The 18609-nt window shown below is 64.7% G+C and carries 21 protein-coding genes and 1 pseudogene; 9 read left to right on the top strand and 13 right to left on the bottom strand.

Annotation, left to right across the window (positions count from 1 at the left end):
• Positions 1-14: 14 nt before the first annotated feature.
• From EN943_RS23300 to EN943_RS23285, 4 genes are all read right to left on the bottom strand, one after another.
• Positions 15-803, bottom strand: a complete 789-nt coding sequence (locus EN943_RS23300) for an ABC transporter substrate-binding protein (RefSeq protein WP_127414802.1) — start codon at positions 801-803, stop codon at positions 15-17.
• Between the two features lie 109 nt (positions 804-912).
• Positions 913-2076: a saccharopine dehydrogenase family protein gene (locus tag EN943_RS23295; protein WP_127414801.1), complete on the bottom strand. Its 1164-nt coding sequence runs from the start codon at positions 2074-2076 to the stop codon at positions 913-915.
• Entirely contained in the window at positions 2073-2573 is a 501-nt protein-coding gene (locus EN943_RS23290; protein ID WP_127414800.1) for an Lrp/AsnC family transcriptional regulator, read from the bottom strand. Before EN943_RS23290 ends, EN943_RS23295 begins: the two co-directional genes overlap by 4 nt.
• Before the next feature lie 130 nt (positions 2574-2703).
• Positions 2704-3576, bottom strand: coding sequence for a LysR substrate-binding domain-containing protein (locus tag EN943_RS23285; protein ID WP_127414799.1), 873 nt, complete (start codon positions 3574-3576; stop codon positions 2704-2706).
• 362 nt (positions 3577-3938) lie between these two features.
• Here EN943_RS23285 and EN943_RS23280 point away from each other — a divergent pair, with 362 nt between their 5' ends.
• Entirely contained in the window at positions 3939-4688 is a 750-nt protein-coding gene (locus EN943_RS23280) for a sulfite exporter TauE/SafE family protein (protein WP_127414798.1), read from the top strand.
• An 18-nt stretch (positions 4689-4706) separates the two neighbouring features.
• On the opposite strand, the gene EN943_RS23275 is transcribed toward EN943_RS23280, so the two are convergent.
• The gene (locus EN943_RS23275; RefSeq protein WP_027035292.1) at positions 4707-5156 is read right to left on the bottom strand and encodes a universal stress protein; all 450 of its coding nucleotides are present in this window, start codon (positions 5154-5156) and stop codon (positions 4707-4709) included.
• A gap of 206 nt (positions 5157-5362) precedes the next feature.
• On the opposite strand from EN943_RS23275, the gene EN943_RS23270 reads away from it, so the two are divergent.
• Positions 5363-5944 carry a histidine phosphatase family protein gene (locus EN943_RS23270; protein ID WP_127414797.1) on the top strand — a complete coding sequence of 194 codons (582 nt, stop codon included), beginning with the start codon at positions 5363-5365 and terminating at the stop codon, positions 5942-5944.
• A 31-nt stretch (positions 5945-5975) separates the two neighbouring features.
• Here the strand turns inward: EN943_RS23270 and EN943_RS23265 are convergent, their stop codons facing one another.
• Both EN943_RS23265 and EN943_RS23260 read right to left on the bottom strand, forming a co-directional pair.
• Positions 5976-6377: a VOC family protein gene (locus EN943_RS23265; RefSeq protein WP_127414796.1), complete on the bottom strand. Its 402-nt coding sequence runs from the start codon at positions 6375-6377 to the stop codon at positions 5976-5978.
• Between the two features lie 119 nt (positions 6378-6496).
• Positions 6497-7249 carry a pseudouridine synthase gene (locus EN943_RS23260; RefSeq protein ID WP_127414795.1) on the bottom strand — a complete coding sequence of 251 codons (753 nt, stop codon included), beginning with the start codon at positions 7247-7249 and terminating at the stop codon, positions 6497-6499.
• A 159-nt stretch (positions 7250-7408) separates the two neighbouring features.
• On the opposite strand from EN943_RS23260, the gene EN943_RS23255 reads away from it, so the two are divergent.
• Entirely contained in the window at positions 7409-7861 is a 453-nt protein-coding gene (locus tag EN943_RS23255; protein WP_127414794.1) for an SRPBCC domain-containing protein, read from the top strand.
• Between the two features lie 36 nt (positions 7862-7897).
• On the opposite strand, the gene EN943_RS23250 is transcribed toward EN943_RS23255, so the two are convergent.
• Positions 7898-8731 (bottom strand): helix-turn-helix transcriptional regulator, encoded by an 834-nt coding sequence (locus EN943_RS23250; RefSeq protein WP_245475940.1) that lies wholly within the window; start codon positions 8729-8731, stop codon positions 7898-7900.
• Positions 8732-8821: 90 nt separating this feature from the next.
• Here EN943_RS23250 and EN943_RS23245 point away from each other — a divergent pair, with 90 nt between their 5' ends.
• Complete coding sequence (locus tag EN943_RS23245; protein WP_127414792.1) at positions 8822-9712, top strand: SDR family oxidoreductase; 891 nt, start codon at positions 8822-8824, stop codon at positions 9710-9712.
• 70 nt (positions 9713-9782) lie between these two features.
• On the opposite strand, the pseudogene EN943_RS38415 reads toward EN943_RS23245, so the two are convergent.
• Positions 9783-9915, bottom strand: a pseudogene (locus EN943_RS38415) (IS5/IS1182 family transposase); the annotation flags it as partial.
• Positions 9916-10064: 149 nt separating this feature from the next.
• Here EN943_RS38415 and EN943_RS23240 point away from each other — a divergent pair.
• The gene (locus EN943_RS23240; protein ID WP_127414791.1) at positions 10065-10529 is read left to right on the top strand and encodes a DUF6678 family protein; all 465 of its coding nucleotides are present in this window, start codon (positions 10065-10067) and stop codon (positions 10527-10529) included.
• 166 nt (positions 10530-10695) lie between these two features.
• Here EN943_RS23240 and EN943_RS23235 read toward each other — a convergent pair whose 3' ends face one another.
• Positions 10696-11394, bottom strand: a complete 699-nt coding sequence (locus tag EN943_RS23235) for a RibD family protein (RefSeq protein WP_127414790.1) — start codon at positions 11392-11394, stop codon at positions 10696-10698.
• A gap of 347 nt (positions 11395-11741) precedes the next feature.
• Here EN943_RS23235 and EN943_RS23230 point away from each other — a divergent pair, with 347 nt between their 5' ends.
• The 4 genes from EN943_RS23230 (at position 11742) to EN943_RS23210 (ending at position 17036) form a co-directional block, all read left to right on the top strand.
• Positions 11742-12689 (top strand): substrate-binding domain-containing protein, encoded by a 948-nt coding sequence (locus tag EN943_RS23230; protein ID WP_127414789.1) that lies wholly within the window; start codon positions 11742-11744, stop codon positions 12687-12689.
• Positions 12690-13008: 319 nt separating this feature from the next.
• A complete protein-coding gene (locus tag EN943_RS23220) occupies positions 13009-14571 on the top strand; it encodes a sugar ABC transporter ATP-binding protein (RefSeq protein WP_127414788.1) in 1563 nt (520 codons plus the stop codon).
• On the top strand, positions 14568-15584 hold the full coding sequence (locus tag EN943_RS23215; RefSeq protein ID WP_127414787.1) for an ABC transporter permease: 1017 nt from the start codon (positions 14568-14570) through the stop codon (positions 15582-15584). Before EN943_RS23220 ends, EN943_RS23215 begins: the two co-directional genes overlap by 4 nt.
• Positions 15585-15707: 123 nt before the next feature.
• A complete protein-coding gene (locus EN943_RS23210) occupies positions 15708-17036 on the top strand; it encodes a hypothetical protein (RefSeq protein ID WP_127414786.1) in 1329 nt (442 codons plus the stop codon).
• Here the strand turns inward: EN943_RS23210 and EN943_RS23205 are convergent.
• The 3 genes from EN943_RS23205 to EN943_RS23195 form a co-directional block, all read right to left on the bottom strand.
• Positions 17018-17596 carry a hypothetical protein gene (locus tag EN943_RS23205; RefSeq protein ID WP_127414785.1) on the bottom strand — a complete coding sequence of 193 codons (579 nt, stop codon included), beginning with the start codon at positions 17594-17596 and terminating at the stop codon, positions 17018-17020. The genes EN943_RS23210 and EN943_RS23205 overlap by 19 nt on opposite strands.
• Positions 17593-18195, bottom strand: coding sequence for a hypothetical protein (locus EN943_RS23200; RefSeq protein ID WP_127414784.1), 603 nt, complete (start codon positions 18193-18195; stop codon positions 17593-17595). The genes EN943_RS23205 and EN943_RS23200 overlap by 4 nt, the downstream gene beginning before the upstream one ends.
• The coding region (locus tag EN943_RS23195; RefSeq protein WP_127414783.1) for a hypothetical protein at positions 18192-18609 on the bottom strand (418 nt) is incomplete at its 5' end. The genes EN943_RS23195 and EN943_RS23200, both read right to left, overlap by 4 nt.

Below are 18609 nucleotides of genomic sequence, written 5' to 3'. Positions count from 1 at the left end.
GGTTCTATCGTTGCTTAGTGGTCTTTCTTCCAGGCGTCGGAATTGACCCAGTAGTCGAGGTTCTTCTGCAGGCGGCCGTCGATGCTGACCTGGTTGAGGAACAGGTTCATCCAGACCAGCAGGTCCGGCTCGTCATAGCGGGTGGCGAAGGCAAGCGGCTCCTTTGACAACAGGTCCGGCATGATGGTGAAGCTGCCGGCCGGATAGGCTGTCGACTGGCCTTTGACCGCCGAGACGTCGTTGACGCCGCAATCGGCCTGGCCGTTGTTGACGGCGTCGAGCAACAGCGGACCGCCGCCCTTGTAGCTCTTGATGTCGGCGTCGGGGAAGGCTTTCTTGGCTTCCTTCTCGCCGGTGGCGCCGAGCAGCACGGCGATCTTGGTGCCCTTGGCCTTGCAGTCTTCGGTGGTCTTGAACTTGCTGTCGGCCTTGGTGAAGACGGTGCTGCCAGTGTACATGTAAGGCGTGGTGAAGGCGACCTTCATGCCGCGCGCGAGCGTCGGTGTCATGTCGGCGACCAGAAGGTCGGCCTTGCCCGACAGCAGCGCCGGGATCAAACCATCCCAGTCGAAGTCGAGGAAGGTGATTTTCACACCCATTTCCTTGGCCATCAGTTCAGCGAGTTCGACCGAACTGCCGGTGCGTTCGCCATTGGCGCCGACCAGCGAGAAGGGCGGTCCCTGGGTCTGCACTGCGACGCGCAATTCGCCGCGCTTGGTGATGTCGTCAAGCGTACCGGCACTGGCCGCAGCGGTGAGGCCGGCGAGTGCAAGTCCGGCGATGAAAAGTCTGGCAATCTTCATTTCGGTATTCCTCCTTGTTTTACTGTTCCACGTTGTTTTTCACCCTTGGGGTGCTTTTTGAGCGGCAGCGCCGTTGCCGGCGGCAGCCACCGTTCGAAAATCTTTCTCCTCAGTCCCGTGCCACCGTCTCGGAAACCGTGATGCCACGCTTGGCCAGTTCATCGAAGAACCTGACGTCGGGCACATCCAGCAGCGGGTTCAAAAGGCCGGGTCTGGTGATCTCACGCCGCGCGAGCATCTGCGCCACGATGCTGGCGGGATAGCCGACGCCGAGACTCATGCCGAACAGGCCGGAAACGAGATCGCGTTCGATGATCAGGTCCGACGTCACCGTCTTGGCGCGGCCGCCTTCGAGGCCGGAAAAGACATTGCGCATCACGCAAAGATCCTTTTCGCCGGGGCCGTATTGCAGTTGCGGGCCGAGCAGCCGGCCAAGGAATTCGCGCGGGCTGTTGGAGGTGCCGGGCACCTTGTCTTCGGAGAGGAAGCCGAGCTCCTTCAGGGGTGCCCAGAAGGCCGACCATCCCGGCCAGCGCAGCGTGTAGCGGCCGGAGCGGCGCAGCCCCTTGGCTGCCTCCAGCATCTCGACATAGTGCAGCGCGTCGCCATTGGGGAAGGCTTCGAGCTTGCCCAGACCCGCAACCTCGATTTCATGGATGAACGGATTGTCGTGCTGCTGACCGGCCGGCACCGCGACGCGTTTTCCGTCCTCGATCATCACGCTGTCGCGGTTCTGGCTGACCAGGACCATGTCGAAATTCCAGCTCACCTTGTAGCACAGCGGCTTGGCCATCGCCTTCGGCTCGGGGATGCCGCCGCAATAGGAATCGATCGAGGAAATAGAGTCGAACTGCCTTGCGGCGCGCGCGTAGAGCACGAGGTCGATGCCGGGGTCGAGCCCGCATTCGGTCATGATCGGGACGCCGGCCTGTTCGGCGGCCGGCGCCAGGTCGTCGATCGACTTGGCGTAATTTGTGGTAACCAGCGGCGTGCACGTGGCGATCGCGGCCTGCACTGCCTCGCGCATCAGCGGCTGCGGCAACAGGTCGATGGCGGCGTCGACATCGTCAAGCACAGTGGCAAGCGCCGGTCCGATCGCGCCTTCAGGCACGACGAAGCGCACACGGGCAAGATCGATCAGGCCGGCAAGCCGGGCCGGGCCATCCGCTGCGGTGTCGACGCAGACGATTTCCTCGACACCGTCGCTGGCGACGAGGTCGGCGATTGCCGCCCGGCCTTGCAGGCCGAGCCCTCCGAGTACCGCGATCTTCATGCCTGCTCCTTGCGGTCGTCCGACCAGCAGCCTTCCGGCAGGCTGACCCATTTGTTGCAGGACGCCATGACGACGAAGGTTTCGCTGCGCACGACTTCGCCGGGCTCGCCGGCACCCGGGATTAGTTCGCTGGTGACGCGATAGAGGTCGGCGACGTCACCGGCCACCGTCACGTCGACGATGATGTCGAAGCGCCCGGTGACCACCGAGGCCGAGTTGACGAAGGGCAGTTCGGCAATGCGCTGCGCCAGTTCGCGTGCTCGGCCGCGCCCCTGGGCATTAATGCCGACAATGGCGGAGATCAGCTCGGGGCGCTCGGTCAGGTTCAGCAGTCCGACGATCTTGACCAGGTTGCGGTCAAGCAGGTTGCGCAGCCGCGTGCGCACCGTCGGCACCGAAATCGCCAACATCTCGGCGAGGCGGTTGATGCCCGGCTGCGCGTCCTGCGACAGCTGTTTGACCAGCCGCCGATCGGTCAGATCGAGATGTTCCCGCAAAGTCCCCGTCTTTCACAAAAGGAAAAAACTTCGGCAGTTTTTTTGCCAATGTGCAAACAAGCTACGTCACGGATATTTGAAAAGCAAGGCAATGATTCAGCCTGCTGGGGATAGGTGGTCGCTGTCCGGCTCAGACCAGCGCTGCCACCAGAAGTTTTGCCTGCGGCGTCAAATCGTCGAAGCGGCGGGCGCAGAGGTTGAGCTGGCGTGTCGCCCAGTCGTCGGTCAGCCGGAGTGTGCGCAGCGAGCGTGCCGAGCGGCGCGCCGCACTTTCCGGCACGATGGCGATGCCGGCACCTTGCGCGACAAGCCGGCAGACATTGTCGAGGCCGGGCACGCGGATGCGGACATGCAGATGGCCGCCAAGGCGGGCGGCTTGGCGGGCGATGTGCTCCTGCAGCGCATGGCCGGTGCTGAGGCCGACGAAGGATTCGCCGAGAATTTCGGTGAGGCTGATGGTGCGGCCTTCAAGGCCGGGCCGGTTCCGCGCGGCGATCACCGTCAGCCGGTCGATGAAGAACGGTTTCTGCTCGAGGTGCGCGAGGCCGGCCCAGGTGGCGGCGATGCCGAGATCGGCCGCGCCACTGGCCACGGCTTGCGCGATCTCATGGCTGGGCCGCTCGTCGAGATCGATGTCGATGCGGGGATGCGCGACAAGGAAGGCGGGCAGGATGCCGCGCAGCAGCTCGCTGGTGGCGGCGGTGTTGGCTAGCAGCCGGACGCGGGCGCGCAGACCGGTGGCATAGGCGGCGAGGTCGCCGGCCATCGCCTCGATCTGGTTCTGCACGGCGCGCGCATGATGCAGCAGCGCCTGTCCGGCCGCCGTCGGCACCACGCCACGGCGGCGGCGCTCCAGCAGCGGCGCGCCGAGGCGCTCCTCCATGCCCTTGATACGGGCGCTGGCCGACGCCAGGGCCAGTCCGGCAAGCTCGGCGCCACGGGTGATGCTGCCGCGCTCGGCCACCAGCAGGAACAGACGGAGATCGACCAGATCGAAGCGCATTCTTTTGCTCCTGCGAATATTCAGCGCCCGGGAAAGCGGTCGGCCCTCCAGCCTTCGTCCAAGCCGAAGGCTGGCAGCGCAACTTCCACATTGTGATCGGCCGGGATCTTCGTCAAACAGTTCCGAAGGAGAATTGTCATGAACGAACGTCAGGCCGGCTCGGCATTCTTGAAAGCACGGCGATCGTGCTGGCCATTGCCGTGGCATGCCTAGCCATGGCGCCAGCGGGATCAGGCCTGCGCGGATGTGCGGCGACGGTCGTATCCACCAGCCGCGAGGCGGCGCCGGCAAAGGCCGCCAGCCCGGATGCCGACGCAACCAATATGCTGCTGCATGACTGATCCGGCCCTGAAGATACGATCATGCTGAGCGCCGGCGTCCTCGCCTGGATCGGCGCCGTCTTCCTCGTCGCCGGCTTCGTCAAGGGCGTCGTCGGCATGGGGCTGCCGACCGTTGCGATGGGCCTGCTGGCGGTGACGATGCCGCCAGCGCAGGCCGCGGCACTGCTGCTGATTCCGTCGCTGGTCACCAATCTCTGGCAATTGCTGGCCGGCCCGTCTTTCGGTGGCCTGTGCAAGCGGCTGTGGACGATGATGGCCGGCGTGATGCTCGGCACCGTTGCCGGCGCCGGCCTGCTGACCGGCACGCATACGGGCGCGGCCTCAGTGGGGCTGGGCGCCGCACTGGTGCTCTATGCCATTCTCGGCCTCGCCAAGGTCGGCTTCACCACGCCGGCGCGCCACGAGGCGCTGATATCACCGCTGGTCGGGGTGGCGACCGGACTGGTCACCGGCGCCACCGGCGTCTTCGTCATCCCGGCGGTGCCCTATCTGCAATCGCTGCGGCTGGAGAAAGAAGACCTGATCCAGGCGCTCGGCCTGTCCTTCACCGTGTCTACGGCGGCGCTCGCCATCGGGCTGTTCAGGACCGGTGCCCTGGCGTCGCCGAGCGCGCAACTGGTCGGGTCGGTCGCAGCCCTTGTGCCGGCGCTGGCCGGCATGTTCGCCGGCCAGGCGCTGCGCCAGACGATGAGCGTCGAGACTTTCCGCACGGTGTTCTTCGCCGGACTGCTGGCGCTGGGGGGCTATCTGGCGGTGGAGGTGGTTCTTTAGCCGTGCTTTGCGGCAGACCTACCGCACCACCAGAACCGGGATCTCGGTGTAGGACAGCACCTCCGCCGTCTGGCTGCCGAGAAGCAGTTTGCCCAGTCCGCGGCGGCCATGCGAAGCCATGACGATCAGGTCGCAGCCCAAGGCTTGCGACAGTTCCAGGATGGCTTCGGCGGGCCGCTTGTCCTCGACATGCACGACCTCCGCGGAGACGCCGGCGGCGTCCGCCGACGCCTTGCATTTGGCGAGCACTTCCTTGGCATAGCGGCCGGCCTCATCCTTGTAGGCGACCAGCTCATCGCCGGCGGCATAGCCGGCCATGGCGCCGCCCCAGGCGAAGATCGGGAATGGTTCCGAGACGGTAACGAAAGTGACTGAGGCGCCGAGGCCCTTTGCCAACGTCAGGCCGTGGGCAACGCCCTTGTCGGCCAGTTCCGATCCGTCCGTAGCAATAAGCAGATGTTTGTACATGATGACATGACCTGTTGTGCAAGGGCCAATGCCCTTGTGATGGCGGGTGCCTTGTGGAGGCTGGCCTTGATATAGTTGCGGCATCGGGACGATCACAGGCCCGGCCCGCCGCGGATCAAGGCCAGGCGACCACGCAGTTTTGTACCAAGCGGATTCCCCTTTGCCGCATCGTCGCTTAAGGTGCCGGCGACACTGAAAGGCATTCCATGAGCAACGCGTATCCCCAAATCCATCTGGTCCGGCATGGTGAGACGGCATGGAGCCTTTCGGGGCAACATACCGGGCGCACCGACATGCCGTTGACGCCGGTTGGCGAGGCCGCCGCGCGGGGCGTCGCGGACAGGCTCGAGGGCCTGTCCTTTTCGGCCGTATGGTCGAGCCCGTCGCAGCGCGCCTACAGTACCAGCGTGCTGGCCGGCTTCGGCGCGCAGAGCGTCAAGAAGGACGATCTGCAGGAGTGGGACTATGGTGCCTATGAGGGGCTGACGACAAAACAGATCCTGGCCGAGCGCCCCGGCTGGAATGTGTTTCGCGATGGCTGTCCAAAGGGCGAGATGGCAGCCGATGTCGGCGAGCGGGCCGACAGGATCATTGACGGGTTACGCAAGGCCAATGTCGACATGTTGGTGTTTTCCAGCGCGCATTTTTTGCGCGTGCTGGCGGCGCGCTGGATCGGGCTGCCGCCGGAGCGCGGCGCGCTGCTCGTGCTCGATACGGCCAGCATCAGCGTGCTCGGCTACGAGCATGATTTGAGCGAGCCGGTCATCCGGAAATGGAACCAGAAATAGAGCAGCTTCGGCCGGCGGCGCCGCTTCCGCCCTACCTGTCGAATTTCCTGATCGCCTCGGCGGTTACCGGCGTGAAGAAATTCACCAGATTACCATCGGGGTCGCGAAACAGCAGCGAGCGGTTGCCCCAGGGCATTGTGGTCGGCTTTTGCACGATAACATCCTTGAGGAGGTCCGAGAGCCTGGCGAATTCCGCATCGACATCGTCGACGCGGAACTCGATGATGACGGTGTGGTTGTCGGCGGGGCGGGCGATGTCGCCGCCGAACAGCATCAATGTGCGCGTGCTGCCGATCGCCAGCGTGCAGGCCGGTGTCGCCAGTTCGGCGAAGTCTTCCGTGTAGACCGTCACGGGCATGCCGGTGATCTCGCCGTAGAAGCGCACGAGGCGCTGAACGTCCGACGTGATGATGCGGACAGAGACGAGGTTCATCGCCTTGGCTCCCTGATCGTTGAAGCCTTGGCCGGCTCCCATCCGACCTATAGGCCAGGCCTCCTGACAGCTTTCCGTCAGGAGGATTGCTGTGCGCCTGCACCAGCGGCACGCCCTGCTTACCCCGTCAGCAGCGCCAGTTCCTCCGGTGTCAAATGCCTTGCCGCACCCTTGGCGAGGTCGCCGAGCGGCAGGCGGCCGATAGCGATGCGGATGAGGCGCAGGACCTCGACGCCGTGCGCGGCGAGCAGGCGACGGATGTGGCGGTTACGGCCTTCGTCGAGCACGATCTCCAGCCAGGCGGTGCGGCCGCCACTGCGCAAAAGTTCGATCGAACTGGCGCTCAGGGTCTCGCCGTCGACGGTCACGCCGGCGCGGAATTTGTCCAGCATCGCTGCGTCCGGCACCGTGCCGATCTGCACATGATAGGTCTTGGGCAAATGCGAAGCCGGGTCCATCAGCCGGTTGGCAAACCGGGTGTCGTTGGTCATCAGCAGCAGGCCTTCGCTCGCCTTGTCGAGGCGACCGATCGGGGAGACGAAGGGCAGGTCGAGCCCTTCGAGGCAGGCATAAACGGTGTCGCGCTGCTGCGGGTCGTCGCGGGTGGTGACCAGCCCGCGCGGCTTGTTGAGCATGAGATAGACCTTGCGCTCGGCAACCACCGGCCTGTCGTCGACAACGATGCGGTCGCGGTCGAGGTCGACGCGCAGGGCTGCATTGCGCACCACCTTGCCGCCGACGCGTACACGGCCTTCGGCGATCAGCACCTCGGCCTGCGTGCGCGAGCACAGGCCGAGCTTCGACAGCGCCCGGTTGAGACTGACGCCGGGCGCCGCCTGCCTGCCGCTCTGCCGTGTCTGGCGTGGTGTCATGCTGCCCGTCTGCGCTGGTGGAGCCGACAGATGCCACGGGCCGCGATCGCTTCGCAAGCCGCGCTGCTGCAATCGTGCGCAGGGCAAGGGGCAATGACGGCATCCGGTTCTTGGACCGGGCGATATTGTCGCCGCCGCATTGCGATAAACTTGCTTCGCATGAGTGAGTCTACCGACATCTCGCCGATCACCAAGACCGTCCTCATCGGTGCCGAGCCGGCCAAGGTCTGGCGGATACTGACGACGCCAGAAATGATCCCGCAATGGATGTCCGACGAGGAGTTGACCGTCAGCCTGCAAGGGCATGCCGGCGGCGCGATCGTGATGCTCGGACTGCTGCACGGAATGCCGTTCGAGAACCACGGCATCATCCGCGCTTTTGAGCCGGGAAGGAGCTTCGCCTACAGCTACTGGAGCACGTTGTCGGCCTCGCGGCTGGCGGACGTGCCCGAAAACCACACGGTGGTCAGCTTCGATCTGGCGCCGGCGGATGGGGCAACGCTGCTGACGCTGACGCTCAGCGACTTCGCCGAACCGGCGATCCGTCCGCATGCCAATCTCTACTGGGGGCCGACTTTGCAGATCCTGAAGGCGGTTTGCGAGCGCGCTTGAGAGCGGGCGTCTCCCCGCGGACGGATCGTCTGGCCCTTACTCTTTGGGGTGTCGGGCGAGAGCCAGCGCGCGGATGCGGTCGGCGACGGCGCTGTCGACCGGGTTGTAGACGGTCAGGCTCAAATCCGGCCGGCCGTCGACCGCGAAGCCCGAATATTCCAGCTCGATATCGCCGAGTTCCGGATGCTTCAGGCGCTTTGTCCCGTCGCCGTGGCTGAGCACGTCGTTTGCCCGCCACAGGGCGGCAAACTCGGGGCTGGCGCTGCAGAGTTCGTCGACGAGTTCGCGCACCTCGGAGACAGCGCCGGCGCGTGCCGCATCGGCACGGAACGAGCCCACCACGAAACGAGCGAGGTTTTGCCAGTCGTGCTGCCTGGCGCGGATATGGGGACTGAGGAACATGAAGCGCAGGATGTTGCGCTCGCCCTCGGGCAGGGCGCTGTAGTCGGTCAGCACGACCCGCGCGGCGCGGTTCCAGGCAACGACATCCCAGGTGGCGGTCCTGACTATGGCGGGGCTGGCGTCGAGCGTGTCGATGAGGCGCTGCAGCCGCGGGCTGACGCCCTCGGCACCGGTGTAGCGGACCTCGGGCGGGCGCCCCAGCCCGAGCATGAAAAGATGTTCGCGCTCCGCCTCGGTCAGCAGCAGCCCCTTGGCGATGCGATTGAGGACATCGGCCGAGGGTGCGCCGCCGCGGCCCTGTTCCAGCCATGTGTACCAGGTCGGGCTGATGTTGGCGCGCTGGGCGACCTCTTCCCGGCGCAGTCCCGGCGTGCGTCGGCGGCCCGAAAAGCCGAAGGACGCCGGATCGAGCCGCGTGCGCCGATCTTTGAGGAACGCTGCCAGTGAGCCGGCGGAACTGGAGGGCATCCTGTTAGCCATTATACCATGATAAGGTCACTACTTTAGTAGAATAATAGACCAGCAATATTACGCAGGCAACTGTGCAGGAGATTTTGCATGCGTATCTTTCTCACCGGCGCGACCGGTTTCATCGGTTCGGCCATCGTTCCCGAACTCATCAAGGCGGGTCATCAGGTGATCGGCGTGACCCGCTCGGATGCCGGCGCCGAGGCGCTGGCCGTCGCGGGCGCCGAAGTGCATCGGGGAACGCTCGAAGATCCCGAAGGGCTGCGCGACGGCGCGGCGAAGGCGGAGGCCGTGATTCACACGGCGTTCGACCACGACTTTTCGCGGTTTGCCGAGAATTGCGAAAAGGACAAGCGCGTCATCGCCGCTCTTGGCTCGGCACTGGCCGGCTCCGACCGGCCGCTGGTGATCACCTCCGGCGTCGGCATGGGCAGCCCTGGTCATGGCGAACTGGCGATCGAAGACGTCTTCAACCCCAGCCATCCCAATCCGCGCATTGCCTCCGAACTGGCCGGCAATGCCTTGCTGGACGCCGGCGTCAACGTGTCGGTGGTGCGCCTGCCGCAGGTCCACAATCCGGTCAAGCAAGGCCTCATCACGCCGCTCATCGAGATCGCGCGTGAAAAAGGCGTCTCGGCCTATGTCGGCGAAGGTCGGAACCGCTTCTCCGCGGGCCACCTCCTCGACGCCGCGCGCCTTTACCGGCTCGCCGTGGAGAAGCGGCAGCCGGGCGCGCGCTATCACGCGGTCGGCGAGGAAGGCGTCGAGGTGCGCGCTATCGCCGAGGCGCTTGGCCGGGGCCTGGAATTGCCCGTCGTTTCCATCGCGCCGGAAAGAGTGGCGGAGCATTTCGGCTGGATGGCGATGTTCGCGCCGATGGATCTGCCGGCCTCCAGCGCGCTGACCCAGGCACGATTGGGCTGGCACCCGACCGGCCCGACGCTGATCGCCGATCTCGATGCCATGCAATACGCCGATTGACGGACTGAAGCCTCGGCGCCGAAGCGGGCCGACGGAGCAGTTCACCGTTTCACGGAAACGATGAACTGCTCCAGAGCCGTTTGCCGAGGCACGGCTTCCGCTTATGATGGATTTTGCAGGGTTCGGCCTGGCGCCTGTTCTTCGATCAATGTGCGGATGCGGTCAGCATCGTATGCCTTGTCTGCGAGAATGATCGTTTGCGGTATGAAAGCCGCCAGTCGGAAAACGACCCATCGCGGTCGTTCAATCGTGAGCGTCGCATGACCTTAGCCGTCAGTCTCCTCACATGATCAAACGGTGATCGGGCCATTCATCGGTATTGTGGAGGCATTCCAATTCAGCGAATATGTCCATGACTATTGGAGCTCAATTCGTGCCAAAAAGAAGAGACCCAGCGGTAGACATGAACGCGCTACGGCTCAGAGCTAAGAAAGAGGTGGCGCAGAATTATTCGACTTCGCTCATGTCCAATACAAAATGGCGCACTCTCTTTAAAGCACTGGAAACCTCTGGCGTTGATATCAAGGGAATCGCAGTCAAATTTGTCGGCGAAAGCCAAGAATGGTCACCAGTATTTCCCATTTTATACCCACCCCATGCCTACGTGGATTTATGGCCCTTGAATGTCTGCCCTTTGGTCGAGATAGAGTGGATTGAATTCCGGCGAATTGTGGTGGAGAAAAGACCAAACAATGTGCCTCCGGCGCTTCTCCCGCAAGATGTAGACGCTATTCGCGCAGTGATCGATGCCACCGGCAAACGCTTCCCCATTGAAGTTACCGAACAAGGCTTGCGCATCGTCGGCCACTTGAAGTAACCAAGGCCACGTTCATAGCGCAGGTGTAGCGATGACCGCTACTGGCGCACGTGCTTGTTCCCATCGACTAGACGAATGGCAATGTTCCACCCCATCTCGGTCATTCAGCGTCTATGAGTTTACGGCCTGGTACAGAGAGTGGCTTCAACGCGTAAAGGCGCAGCCCTTATCCGGGGATCACCGCGTAGCGCAGATGGACGAGCCCATGCGCCAAGGCCTCGCAGCTCTTCAGGGACAACTGCATCTTGCCCGCCAGGCCGCTCTCGCCGAACTCGACGAAGGCCTGGTTCGCGGCGCGTCCGTCGATGGCAGGCGCCACGAGAAGGCTCAGTTCATCGACGAGCCCGGCGGCGAGGAAAGAACCGTTGATGCCGGCGCCGCCCTCGAGCAGCAACCGACGGATGCTGAGTTCGCGGCCGAGCACCTCGAGCATCGCCGCGAGATCGATGTCCGCCGCTTCCGACACGATATAGGACACGCCGTCGGCGGCGAGTTCGGCCAAATGGCCGTCGGCGACGTCGCGCCCAAGCAGCACCACGACGTGGTCGCCACCGATGTCGGGTTTGGAAAAGTGAAGCTTGCCCGAGGCATCAAGCGCCACGGCATAGCTGCCCGCACCACGTTGAGCGAAATGATGGGGCCGGTCGACCTTGCCGACATTGGCCGGCGGATGCGCGGCGGCCTTGCTCATTTCGGCCATGGTGACGCGGCCGACGATCCAGGCGTCGCCCGCCATGTCGTTGTGGATGTGCTCATAGAGGCTCGACCACTCAGCCCGTGTCCCGTCCGGACTTGTCGTGTAGCGGCTTGGATGGAGGCTGCCGTCGAGTGATGCGAGCATATGGCAGATGATTTGCGGCTTCATACGGGTTCTCCAGATCACAAAAGCTTCGCGGGTCAATCCAAGGTAGTGCCGGGTCGAGGGAATGGAAGCCAGACGCCTCAGTGAGATGTCAGCCCACAATCCAAAAATCCGACAATTCCGATAAATTGCTCCGCACCTCTGTTATATCGATGTTGCACAAATGGTTGACCCTGGGTTAGCATTCCCAGGCAGGCGTCGGTGGGAGGCTCTTTTTACAGCGGCGGCCAGCTGGAGCGGCATGCGTTTTCGGGCGCAGGGAGGATGCTCCAACACTTTGAACCGACGCATGATCCTTCCTGAAACCGGCCCGGTTTCCGGGGCCGTGCGTTCTTGTGGAGGAGGATCCCATGAACAGACGTGAATTCCTGCTGTCGTCCGCGGCTTTCGGCGCCATGATGGTTGCCGCGCCTTCGGTGTTTGCGCAGGACAAGCTCACCATCCTTGGCTCGGTGCCCAGTCTCGGCTTTCCGTTCTTCGTGCACATGCTGAACGAGATCAAGGCGGAAGCCGTCACGCAAGGCGTCAATCTGACCGAAAGCGACGGCCAGAACTCGGCCACAAAGCAGACCGCCGACATCGAGGCCGCCCTGGTTCAGAAGGTCAACGCCATCGTCATCTCGCCGCTCGACGTCAACGCATTGGCGCCGGCCATCGAGGAAGCGGTCAAGGCCGGCGTTCCCGTGGTGACGATCGACCGCCGCGTTGACGGCGTCGAGGGCATCCTCGCTCATGTCGGCGCCGACAATGTGAAGGGCGGCGAGGCGGAAGCCAACGCCGTGGTGGCGGCGTTCCCCAATGGCGCCAAGCTGTTCCATCTGCAGGGCCAGCCCGGTGCCGGCCCAGCGATCGACCGCAACAAGGGCGTGCACAACGTGCTCGATCCCTTGAAGGACAAGTATCAGATCGTCTTCGAGCAGACCGCCAACTTCGCTCGCGCCGAAGCGCTGTCGGTGACCGAGGCCGGCCTTGCCGCCAACGGCAAGCCGGACGCCATCGTCTGCGCCAATGACGACATGGCGCTGGGCGCCATGGAGGCTTGTGCCGCGCGCAACTTCACCGACGTCAAGATCTACGGCTTCGACGCGCTGCCGGAAGCGCTGGTCGCTATCCGCGACGGCAAGCTTGCCGGCACCGTCGAGCAGTTCCCCGGTGAGCAGTCGCGCACCGCGGTGCGCATCGCGGTGGCCTTTGCCAAGGACAAGACCGAGCCGAAGGAGAAGCTGGTGCTGCTGACGCCAATCGTCATCGGCAAGGACAATCTCGACAAGGCGGAGCGGATTGGCGAGACGAAGTAGGCTGTGAAAGCTGGGCGCATGACGGGTGGAGGTCGCGTTCTGTCGCGCCCCCCTCTGTCCTGCCGGAGCCAGCCCTTCGCTGTCGCTCCGGGCGTTCGTCGTTCGGAAAGCCAAGCAATTGGCTTTCCGTCCGCTGCGCGGACCACTCCTCACCCCCCACGAGGGGGGAGATCGGCAGCTTCTTTGACCGCGCCCTTCTTGCAACGTTTGAGATTGGCGAAGGCCGGCGTGTGGTCCAATCTCCCCCCATGTGGGGGAGATGTCCGGCAGGACAGAGGGGGGCGCTGTCCCGCGGCCCGCCGCAATCGGGGAGCAATCCTTGCCAGCTGAAGCCACCACCCCATCGCCCGTCCTGCTCGCCGTCGAGGGCATCACCAAGCATTTCTCGGGCGTGACCGCGCTCAGCGATGTCTCGCTCGATATCCGCCCCGGCGAAATCCTCGGCCTGCTCGGCGAAAACGGTGCCGGCAAATCGACGCTGCTGAAAATCCTGTCGGGCGTCATGCCGCCATCCAGCGGCCGCATCACTTTCGACGGTGCCGATTATCATCCATCTAGCCCGCAGGATGCCAAGCGGCTCGGCATTGTCACCATCTACCAGGAACTGAGCCTGATCCCGACGCTGACTGTGGCGGAGAATATCTTTATCGGCCGCGCGCCGATCGGCCAGTTCGGGCTGGTGAGCTGGAGGCGCATGGAGCAGGAGTCGCGCGCGATCATCGCCCGCGTCGGTCTCTCCATAGACCCGATGACGCCGGTATCGGCGCTGTCGGTGGCCGAACAGCAACTGGTCGAGATCGCCCGCGCCCTGTCGCTGAAAAGCCGGCTGATCATCATGGACGAGCCGACCTCGGCGCTGACCGAGACCGAGGTGCAGCGGCTGCTGTCGATCATGGATCGGCTGCGCAAGGACAAGGTCGCCATCATGTTCGTCACCCACCGGCTGGAGGAAGCGTCCGCCATATGCGATCGCATGACGGTGCTGCGCGACGGGCGGCTGGCCGGACATCTCGACCGTGAGGGTGGACCGATCGCGCTGCCCAAAATTATCGAGAAGATGGTCGGCCGCGCGGCGTCCGAGCTCTACGCCCGGCCGGCGCAACGCGCGGTGGCCGGCGATGTCGTGCTGTCGGTGCGCGGCCTGCGCACTATGCGCGACCCCGAGGCGCCCCACGCCATCGTGCTCGACGGCGTCGACATAGACCTCAAGGCCGGTGAAATCCTCGGCGTTGCCGGGCTTGTCGGCTCGGGCCGGACCGAGCTGGCGCGCGCCATCTTCGGCGCCGACCGCATCGCGGCCGGCACCATCATGCTCGACGGCAAGCCGATCGCCCCGGCATCGCCCGCCGATGCCATTGCGCTCGGCATCGGCCTGGTGCCGGAGGACCGCAAGCACCAGGCTATCTTTGCCGCGCTGGGTATCCTGCCGAATTTCTCCATCGCTTCGCTGGGCAGCTTCAGCAACGGTTTCGGCTTCATGGCCGAGCGGCGCGAGCGCGATGCGCTGTCCGGGTTTCGCAAGATGCTGTCGATCCGCATGGCTTCGGCCGAGCAGGCGATCGAAGGCCTGTCGGGCGGCAACCAGCAGAAGGTGATCCTGGCGCGCTGGCTGGCGCGCGATCCGAAAGTGCTGATCGTCGACGAGCCGACGCGCGGCGTCGATGTCGGCGCCAAGACAGAGGTGCACCAGATCCTGGTGCAGCTTGCGGCGCGCGGCATTGCGGTGATGATGATTTCGTCCGAGCTGCCCGAGGTGCTTGCGGTGTCGGACCGCATCGTCACCATGCGTCGGGGACGCATCACCGGCCAGATGCCGGGCGTCGAGGCAAACGAGGAAAGACTGATGGAACTGATGGCACTCGACCGCAAGGAGACACCATGAGCGTGGCGGGGGAACAGGATCAGCGCGGCGGCATCAACTTCGCGCGGCTTTTGATGAGCTTCGGGCCGCTGCTGTTCCTGGTGGCGCTGATCATCGTCTTCACCGTGCTGAAGCCGAGCTTCATGGACCCGATCAACCTGTTCAACATCACAAGGCAGATCTCGATCACCGGGCTGATCGCGCTCGGCATGACCTTCGTCATCCTTACCGCCGGCATCGACCTGTCGGTCGGCTCGCTGCTCGCCTTCTGCGGCATGGTCGCCGCCGTGGTCGCCAAGGGCGGCACGGCCAACACGCTGTCGCTGTCGACGAGCGGCACGCAAGGGTTCGGCTGGTTCGCCGCGCTGCTGGCCGCCATCATCGTCGGAGCCGCTGCCGGCGGCGTGCAGGGACTTGTCATCACCCGGCTGAAAGTGCCGCCCTTCGTCGTCACGCTGGGCGGGCTGACGGTGTTTCGCGGGCTGACGCTGACCATCTCCAATGGCGGCCCGATCTCGGGCTTCGACGCCTCGATGCGCTGGTTCGGCACCGGCCTGATCGGCCCCGTGCCGGTGCCGGCGCTCATCTTCGCGGCCGCCGCCATCCTGTGCCACATCGTGCTGCGCTACACCCGCTACGGCCGCGCCGTCTACGCGGTCGGCGGCAATGCCGAGGCGGCAAGGCTGTCTGGCCTGCGCGTCGACCGCATCCTGGTCTCGGTCTATGTCATCGTCGGCTTCTTCGCCGGGCTCGCGGCCTTCGTGCTGTCGGCCAGGCTCAACTCCTCGGAAGCGGTCGCCGGCATCGGCTACGAACTGACGGTCATTTCGGCCGTCGTCATCGGCGGCACCTCGCTGTTCGGCGGCATCGGCTCGGTCGGCGGCACGGTGGTGGGCGCGGCCCTGATCGGCGTGCTGCAGAACGGGCTGCAGTTCAACAACGTCTCGTCCTATACGCAAAGCATCGTCATCGGGCTGATCCTGATCCTGGCGGTGGCGTTTGACCGGTTGTTGAAGTCGCGAGTGCGAAGGTGAGGGGCAAAGGGAACTGTTGGCGCCCAGGCACCTTTGCTTGCCGGGTGAAGCTCACCCCATTCCTTGCAAAACAATCATGCTTTGCTAGAAAGGTTTTGGCGGGTGGCATCGTGAGAGAACCTCATGTTTGCCGATATCATCAGACCGATCACCCTAGGTTTTTCGCTGCTGCGGCGGTTCTGGCCGCAGCTTGTCGCACTGGTGCTGGCCGGCGTGCTGGTCGGCGACCTCCTCATGCAACTGGCGGCAAAGGTGGCGCTGGCCAATCATTTCGCCGGGCTGGCGATGCTGACGCTGGTGGCGCTGGCGCAATTGGTGGTGACGGTGGCGATGTTCCATGTGCTGCGCCCGGGCCTGCCGCATGTGCTGGCCGCGCAGCGCAGCGCCGACAAGGCCGCAACCACCGAGGCGCAAACGAAGCTGGGTGCCGAGGCGGGCCGGCGCGGCTCGCGGCTGGTGCGGATGATCACCATCGCGCTGCTGCCCTTCTTCGCCTATTACGCCGCCTGGGGATTTCTGGGCGACATCGTGCGGCAATATTCGCGCGCCACGCTCGACGAGGCCGATTTCGGCCAGAGCGCCAATGTGCTCGACGTGCTCGATTCGCGCTGGCTGCTGGTCTCCGTGGCGGTGTCGTGGCTGATCCGCCGGCTGGCCAAGTTCATGCAGGCTAAAACAAGTGCCGCGTCGTTCTGGCAGATCGTGGTGGTGATCTGCGAGACCAACTGGATCTTCGTCGGCCTCTATGTGATCAGCCGCTGGAAGGACTCGGCGCTGCAATGGCTGATGAGCCGCAATTTCTGGTCCGCCCTACAGGCCTCGGCGGACGGGCTGGCGAGCCCGGTGCCGATGGCCTCGGCCGCACCCATGGTGCCGGTCGAGATCTCCTCGATCGCGCCGTCGGCGGTTGCCGTCAATCTGTTCTTCTTCATGCTGCTGCCGCTGATCTGGCTGGTGATGACGGCGCTGATCTATGGCTATGACGTGCGCGACGATGCCGCCCTGATGCGCGTGCACGGCCGGCTGGAGCGCGCCGGCCAGCGCTATGCCGGCCTGCCGAAATTCCTGCGCGATTTCGTCGAGCATTTCATCGCCGGCTACCGCTCGCGCTATCTGCCGATCGCCAACGGCGTGCGGCTGACGGTCAGCTCCAGCCTGGTGCTGTTGTGCACGCTGGTCGTCGGCTACCGCTTGCTCGACTGGGGTGCTGCCTGGTTATGGCTGGGGGCGACGCGGCTGATCGGCCCGCACGAGCTTGATATCTGGCAGATTTTTTCGCATGGCGTGACGCTGCTGTTCGGCAGCCCGTTCCAGGATTCCTCCACCGGCATCCTGATCGAGCCGCTACGGATATGCTTTCTCGCCGCCGTGCTGGAGACGGCGTTTTCGATGGCGAAGCGGGGGGCGAGGAACCCAAGCCCTGAGAGGACGGCTCACTTCGGCGGCCTCTGAAAACGCAGATACCAGGGGCGCTCGCTGCCCAGGCCAACGGCCGGGCGGATGGTCTTGACGGCATCTTCGGGCACGATGAAGGTTTCGCCGAGGGTGATGATTTCGCCCTTCTTGGCGCCGGAGAAGATCGCCGAGGTGCAGTTCATCACGCCGTCCGGCAGGCTGAGGCCGGAGATGAAGTCGGGCAGCCAGCGGCGGCCCGCGGCATCGGTCAGCATCACCTTGCAGCCCAGCCACTGCTTTTGCAGATCGGGGTCACCGACCGTCACGGAGAAGGTGGCGATGACGGCGAAAGCATGCTCGGGCAGGCGGCCGGCCTTGCCGCCGCGCAAATCGGCCAGCCGCCACTCGCTGCCGCCGAACGGCACGGACCGGCCAAACTCGACGTCCCTGGCGATGAGGTCCTCGCCATGCAGCCATTCACGGACGCTGTCATAGCTGGTCTCGGCCAGCGTCAGCGGCAGCAGGATAGCGAGTGCGACGAGACTGCGCCGGCGCCATTTTGTCTCGGCCTGCCGGTCATCGCCGGCTGGTTCGATGTCAGTCGAAACAGCGCTCATGACTTGCCTTGAACCGATGGCATGGCAGCGTCCAGATCGTATTCCGGCAAGACATCCGCAGGCTGGCCATCGGCGCCGGTCGGCAATGCGTCGAGGCTGATGCGGGCCTGGGCGTCGAGCGGGGCGAACTGGCGCGCGGCGATAAGCAGGCTGGCGCCGCGGATCTGGTCCGGCGGGACCTCGAAGACGAACAGGCCGCTTCTCTCCAGCCCTGGGTCGATCGCGTGCGGCGGCATGTCCTGGCGATAGCTGAGCCGCTCCGTCTGGCGGTAGCGCAGGCCGGTCGGGCCTTGCCAGGTGCCGTCGGCGACCGTGGTGGAGGTGCTGGCGGCGGTGAGATCGGTCGTCGCCACCGCCCACAGGCCGCTGGTGGTCAAGAGTCTTTCCTGGCCGAACTGTTCGGTCTTCAGCGTGCGGGCAAAAACCACCTTGTCGAGCCGGACATCGAAGCTGCGCGCCCGCACGGTGTCGTGCATGGCGCCATCGATCGGGATCGGCGCGGTGAGCTCGGCATAATGCGGCTTCGACGCCTGCATGCCGTAGCTGAGCGCCACGGTCGTGCAAAGGATCAGGAGATTGCCGATGGCGCGGATCCTCATGAGCCGCTCTCGGGCAGGTCAGCGACCGGCAAGGTGACGGTGCCGAGCCGATAGGGATTGAACCAGCCGGGCGTGCCGTAAAGATTGTCGCGTGGCTTGAAGATCTCGGCGGTGATGCCGAAGCTTAAGGCGCCCGGTACGGCGGCGTCACCGGCAAGCGGCCAGACATAGGCCATGCGCTCGGTCATGCCGGGATGCAGTTCCGGCGTCAGCGTCTGATCGCGGGCAAGCGCGATCATCGGCATGGGATCGGGCAGGTCGATCCCGTCGGGCTTGAAGACATTGAAATAGGCCTTGTCGGATTGCGCCGTGCGGTTGGTCATGTCGACCTCCAGCACCAGCGCCTTCTGACCTGGTTTCGGCGCCACGCCATAGACCTTGGCGCGGCTGACATAGGCGCGCGCCGGCTGGACC

It is taken from the genome of Mesorhizobium sp. M7A.F.Ca.US.006.01.1.1 (assembly GCF_003997935.1).
Classification (GTDB): Bacteria; Pseudomonadota; Alphaproteobacteria; order Rhizobiales; family Rhizobiaceae; genus Mesorhizobium.
Note: the sequence above shows the minus strand (reverse complement) of the source record. Positions and strands in the feature narration are given on the sequence as shown.

What these genes read in the sequence shown, in the direction of transcription:
- EN943_RS23215 (WP_127414787.1), top strand. Translation starts at nt 14,568, where the DNA reads ATGAGCGTGGCGGGGGAACAGGATCAGCGCGGCGGCATCAACTTCGCG.
- EN943_RS23230 (WP_127414789.1), top strand. Translation starts at nt 11,742, where the DNA reads ATGAACAGACGTGAATTCCTGCTGTCGTCCGCGGCTTTCGGCGCCATG.
- EN943_RS23235 (WP_127414790.1), bottom strand. Translation starts at nt 11,394, where the DNA reads ATGAAGCCGCAAATCATCTGCCATATGCTCGCATCACTCGACGGCAGC.
- EN943_RS23300 (WP_127414802.1), bottom strand. Translation starts at nt 803, where the DNA reads ATGAAGATTGCCAGACTTTTCATCGCCGGACTTGCACTCGCCGGCCTC.
- EN943_RS23275 (WP_027035292.1), bottom strand. Translation starts at nt 5,156, where the DNA reads ATGTACAAACATCTGCTTATTGCTACGGACGGATCGGAACTGGCCGAC.
- EN943_RS23205 (WP_127414785.1), bottom strand. Translation starts at nt 17,596, where the DNA reads ATGAGCGCTGTTTCGACTGACATCGAACCAGCCGGCGATGACCGGCAG.
- EN943_RS23270 (WP_127414797.1), top strand. Translation starts at nt 5,363, where the DNA reads ATGAGCAACGCGTATCCCCAAATCCATCTGGTCCGGCATGGTGAGACG.
- EN943_RS23280 (WP_127414798.1), top strand. Translation starts at nt 3,939, where the DNA reads ATGCTGAGCGCCGGCGTCCTCGCCTGGATCGGCGCCGTCTTCCTCGTC.
- EN943_RS23250 (WP_245475940.1), bottom strand. Translation starts at nt 8,731, where the DNA reads ATGCCCTCCAGTTCCGCCGGCTCACTGGCAGCGTTCCTCAAAGATCGG.
- EN943_RS23285 (WP_127414799.1), bottom strand. Translation starts at nt 3,576, where the DNA reads ATGCGCTTCGATCTGGTCGATCTCCGTCTGTTCCTGCTGGTGGCCGAG.
- EN943_RS23255 (WP_127414794.1), top strand. Translation starts at nt 7,409, where the DNA reads ATGAGTGAGTCTACCGACATCTCGCCGATCACCAAGACCGTCCTCATC.
- EN943_RS23240 (WP_127414791.1), top strand. Translation starts at nt 10,065, where the DNA reads ATGACTATTGGAGCTCAATTCGTGCCAAAAAGAAGAGACCCAGCGGTA.
- EN943_RS23210 (WP_127414786.1), top strand. Translation starts at nt 15,708, where the DNA reads ATGTTTGCCGATATCATCAGACCGATCACCCTAGGTTTTTCGCTGCTG.
- EN943_RS23200 (WP_127414784.1), bottom strand. Translation starts at nt 18,195, where the DNA reads ATGAGGATCCGCGCCATCGGCAATCTCCTGATCCTTTGCACGACCGTG.
- EN943_RS23260 (WP_127414795.1), bottom strand. Translation starts at nt 7,249, where the DNA reads ATGACACCACGCCAGACACGGCAGAGCGGCAGGCAGGCGGCGCCCGGC.
- EN943_RS23295 (WP_127414801.1), bottom strand. Translation starts at nt 2,076, where the DNA reads ATGAAGATCGCGGTACTCGGAGGGCTCGGCCTGCAAGGCCGGGCGGCA.
- EN943_RS23245 (WP_127414792.1), top strand. Translation starts at nt 8,822, where the DNA reads ATGCGTATCTTTCTCACCGGCGCGACCGGTTTCATCGGTTCGGCCATC.
- EN943_RS23265 (WP_127414796.1), bottom strand. Translation starts at nt 6,377, where the DNA reads ATGAACCTCGTCTCTGTCCGCATCATCACGTCGGACGTTCAGCGCCTC.